Source organism: Hominilimicola sp. (genome assembly GCF_046972485.1).
GTDB lineage: Bacteria > Bacillota > Clostridia > UBA1381 > UBA1381 > Hominilimicola > Hominilimicola fabiformis.
Genome location: NZ_JBKVWU010000156.1, coordinates 1 through 4518 on the forward strand (window position 1 = coordinate 1; position 4518 = coordinate 4518).

4 protein-coding genes are annotated in these 4518 nt (G+C 39.1%); 1 reads left to right on the forward strand and 3 read right to left on the reverse strand.

Annotation, left to right across the window (positions count from 1 at the left end; translation table 11 throughout):
- Positions 1–945, forward strand: a 945-nt coding sequence (locus tag ACLTU0_RS10975; protein WP_412322471.1) for an NFACT family protein, incomplete at its 5' end; no start/stop codon positions are given.
- A gap of 11 nt (positions 946–956) precedes the next feature.
- On the opposite strand, the gene recQ is transcribed toward ACLTU0_RS10975, so the two are convergent.
- From recQ to ACLTU0_RS10990, 3 genes are all read right to left on the reverse strand, one after another.
- Positions 957–2780 carry a DNA helicase RecQ gene (gene recQ, locus ACLTU0_RS10980; protein ID WP_412322473.1) on the reverse strand — a complete coding sequence of 608 codons (1824 nt, stop codon included), beginning with the start codon at positions 2778–2780 and terminating at the stop codon, positions 957–959.
- 137 nt (positions 2781–2917) lie between these two features.
- Positions 2918–4150 carry an ammonium transporter gene (locus ACLTU0_RS10985; RefSeq protein WP_022230790.1) on the reverse strand — a complete coding sequence of 411 codons (1233 nt, stop codon included), beginning with the start codon at positions 4148–4150 and terminating at the stop codon, positions 2918–2920.
- 13 nt (positions 4151–4163) lie between these two features.
- Entirely contained in the window at positions 4164–4514 is a 351-nt protein-coding gene (locus ACLTU0_RS10990; RefSeq protein ID WP_022230789.1) for a P-II family nitrogen regulator, read from the reverse strand.
- Positions 4515–4518 lie beyond the last annotated feature (4 nt).

Consider the following 4518-nt stretch of genomic DNA (forward strand, 5'->3'; position numbering starts at 1 on the left):
CCTATAACACAGTACGAATCACTTGCGGAAATTAAAGAATTTGACGACATAAGCGTACTTCTTGACACATTTTACAGAACTCGCGATATGCACGAAAGAATGCGTCAAAAGAGTGCCGACCTTGTGAAACTTCTTAACAATAATATAGAACGTGTTTCAAAAAAGCTCGGAATTTTAAATAAAACGCTTGCCGATTCGGAGAATAAAGATAAATATAAAATATACGGTGACTTGCTTATGGCAAATCTTTATAATATAAAAAACGGTCAGTCGAGCGTTGAAGTTATAGATTACTACAAAGAGGATTCGCCTACCGTAAAAATTCCGCTTTCGCCGCAGCTTTCACCGTCACAGAATGCACAGAAGTATTACAAGCGATATAACAAGGCGAAAAATGCCGAAATTGAGGCAGCAAAACAAATTGAAAACGCCAAAAATGACCTTGAATATCTCGAAAGCACACTTGCCGCTATCGAAACATCTGATACGGAATCAGACTTAAACGCAATTCGTGCGGAACTGATTGCCGAAGGCTATTTAAACAGAAAGTTCAATCCAAAAAAGCAAAAACAAAATGCGTCAAAACCTATGCACTTTGTAAGTTCCGACGGTTTTGATATTTATGTGGGCAAGAATAATACCCAAAACGATTACCTTACATTAAAATTTGCAAATTCGTCTGATTTGTGGTTTCATACCAAAAATATTCACGGCTCGCATACAATCATAAAACTCGGACTTGATAAAGACGTTCCGAAAACGACAATCACGGAGGCTGCCGAACTTGCGGCATACTATTCAAAAGGTCGTGATTCATCACAAGTTCCCGTTGACTTTACGCAGATTAAAAATGTCAAAAAGCCAAACGGTGCAAAACCCGGTATGGTGATATATGATTATTACAACACAATATATGTTACACCGAAAGAATTAAAAAATGAGTAGTCAATGAATGACTACTCGTTTTCGTTTATAAACTTTTGTATTTCTTCCATAAATTCTTTGCCGTATTTACGTTTTTTCATTTCGCCGACACCGGAGATATTCAAAAATTCACTGTCCGTAACAGGACGTTTACGGCACATTTCACGAAGTGTAGAATCTTGAAATATAACATACGCAGGAACACTTGCCATAACGGCACGTCTGTTACGAAGTTTTTTAAGTCTTTCAAACAGTCTGTCTTCCTCAGACGTCAAAACGGTATCCTTCTTATGAGTATAAGAAACTTCCTTAATCAATTTCATCGAAAGCTCTTTACCGTTTAATATTTCCTTTGTTTTCGGTGTGGGCTGTACAGTCCTGTAATTCATTTCGTCAACTTCAAGATAGCCCTCTTGAATTAAATAATCAATAATATATCTTATCCTTTTAAGCGACATATCGCTCATAATTCCGTATGTAGAAATAGTATCAAGGTCAAGTCTTTTTATTTTGTCGAGCTTACTTCCGTAAAGCACCTCCGCCAAAAGCGTCTTACCGCAACTTCTCCCCTTTTTTCGTATTCTGTATACACAGGACACTATTTTTTGTGCGTCAACGGTTATATCCGTTGTTTCAAAATTAGTATTGCAATTTCCGCAGTTGTCACAGTTAAGCGGCGGATTTTCGCCGAAATATTCAAGAATAAATGCTCTGAGACACTCACTTGTAGTGCAATAAAACGTCATCATTTTCAAGCGTTCAAAATCCTTTTCCATAATTTTGATACGCATTTGGTCTGATATTTCCGAGTTTTCATCCGGATTTTCGATAAAATATCTTGCAGTATTGACATCACGGGCACTGTAAAGCATAATACAGTCTGCATCACCGCCGTCACGTCCCGCTCTGCCCGCCTCTTGATAATAGCTTTCAATATTTTTCGGCATATTGTAATGCACAACAAGATAAACATTCGATTTATCTATCCCCATACCGAATGCGTTCGTTGCAACCATTATTTCACATCGGTCGTATATAAAATCGTCTTGATTTTTCTGCCTTTCGTCATCGTCAAGTCCTGCATGATACCTTGTCGCATCATATCCGTTGTCATTAAGTCTTTCACACACTTCCTCAACCGTTTTTCTTGTCGAGCAATACACTATCGCACTTTGATTTTTATGACTGTCCAAAATATCACAAAGTGCCGTAAATTTATCTTTCGGTCTTTGCACTTCAAAATACAGATTTTCTCTGTTAAAGCCCGTAACCTTAACATACGGATTGTTTAGTTTCAAAATACGAATTATATCTTCTCTCACATCGTCGGTCGCTGTTGCGGTAAAAGCAGCTATAATCGGTCTGTATGAAAGTTTTTTTATAAATTCTTCTATTTTCAAATATCCCGGTCTGAAATCATGTCCCCACTGCGATACACAATGTGCTTCATCTATGGTTATCATAGAGATTTTCACTGTTTGCGCTACCCTTATAAATCCCTCAAGTTCAAGTCTTTCGGGTGCAACATATATTATTTTATACATACCCTTGTAAATATTGCTTACAACTTTATTTTGCTGTGCCAAAGTCAGCGAACTGTTTATGTATGCGGCGGCAACACCCGACTGAACAAGTGAATTTACTTGGTCAATCATAAGTGATATAAGCGGCGAAATTACAATCGTTATACCTTCCATCATCAGTGCCGGTACTTGGTAACACATTGATTTTCCCGCACCCGTCGGCATTATTCCGAGAATATCGTTTCCTTCTAATATATTATCTATAATCTCAGACTGTCCGTCACGAAACTTCTTGTGTCCGAAATATTTTTTAAGAACTTTTTCCTTTTTCATCAATATACTTCTTTCGTTTACATATGTTACTACTATTTTATCGAAAAAGATAATATATTGCAAGAGATATTTTTAAATAAAAAAATAGCAGACAAAACCATAATGATTTTGTCTGCCTTTTGTCATTTTTCTATGCTTTACTCCCATATTGCCGAATATGCGCGTTCGCCGTGTTCACTGTCGTCAAGACCGACATTTTCACTGTTTTCATCAACACGAAGTTTTGTAAACAATCTTACAATACCCACACAAATCAATGTTCCGACAACCGCAACGGCTATTGTTACCAATATACTAAGCACCTGTGCCACGAACAAATGATAATCACCGAAAACAAGACCGTCCCATTTAGCTACCGGATTAATCGAAGTTTGTGCAAACAAGCCTGTTGCGATACCGCCCCATATACCGCCGATACCGTGACAGCCGAATGCGTCAAGTGCGTCATCATATCCGAATTTTGGTTTTAATACAGATAATGCAAAGTAACATATCGGGCTGACAAGTGCACCGATAATAAACGACGCCCATATCGGTACGAAACCTGCACCCGGTGTAATTGCCACCAAACCGATAACACCGCCTGTACAAGCTCCGACTACTGTCGGCTTTCCGCCTTTGATTATATCTATAATCATCCACGAAAGCATTGCACAAGCCGCAGAAGTGTTAGTTGTTGTAAATGCGTGAAGTGCAAGACCGTCTGCCGCAAGCGCACTTCCTGCATTAAATCCGAACCAACCAAACCACAAAAGTGACGCGCCGAGTACAACAAACGGAATATTATGCGGTACGACACTTCTTTTCTCAATGCCTTTTCTCTTACCGATTAATATTGCAAGCACAAGACCCGAAACACCGGAGCTTATATGTACAACGTTACCGCCGGCAAAGTCGATTGAGCCGATTTGAGCAAGAAATCCGCCGCCCCAAACCATATGAGCCATCGGATAATAAACCACAAACTGCCACAAGAATACGAATAAGAATATTGCTTTAAATTTCATTCTTCCCGCAACCGCACCTGTAATAAGCGACGGTGTTATAATGGCAAACATCATCTGAAACAACGCAAAACCCATATTAGGGATATTGTCACTGTAAGGACCAGCCTCCGCTCCGACACCGTTAAACGCAAACCACTTTAAGTTTCCTATAACTCCGCCCAAGTCACCGCTGAATGAAAGCGAATATCCGCAAAGTACCCACAATACCGACGAAAGTCCCATAAATGCTACTGACATCATCATTGTATTGAGCACATTTTTTCTTTGTGCAAGACCGCCATAGAAAAATGCCAATCCCGGTGTCATCAAAAACACATACGTTGCCGCAATTATCATAAATCCTATATCTCCACTGTTTAACATATTTTTATACCCCCTATAATAAAGCCTCTCTGTCCTCTTCGCCTGTTCTTACTTTTATAACTCTCGATACAGGTGAAATAAAAATCTTACCGTCACCGATTTCACCTGTTCTCAAAACCGAAATTGCCGTATTAACAACATCATCAACAGGCACTGTACACACAACCATTTCAATCTTTATCTTCGGAAGTAAGTCAACGCTGTACTCAACACCTCTGTAACGGTGCTTTTGTCCCTTTTGCACACCGTAACCCAATACATTGGATACGGTCATTCCGTTAATTCCGATTTCGTTCAAAGCCGTCTTTAAATCCTCAAGTTTGCTTTGTCTGGTGATAATTTCGATTTTTGTCATTTCTGCCATGACT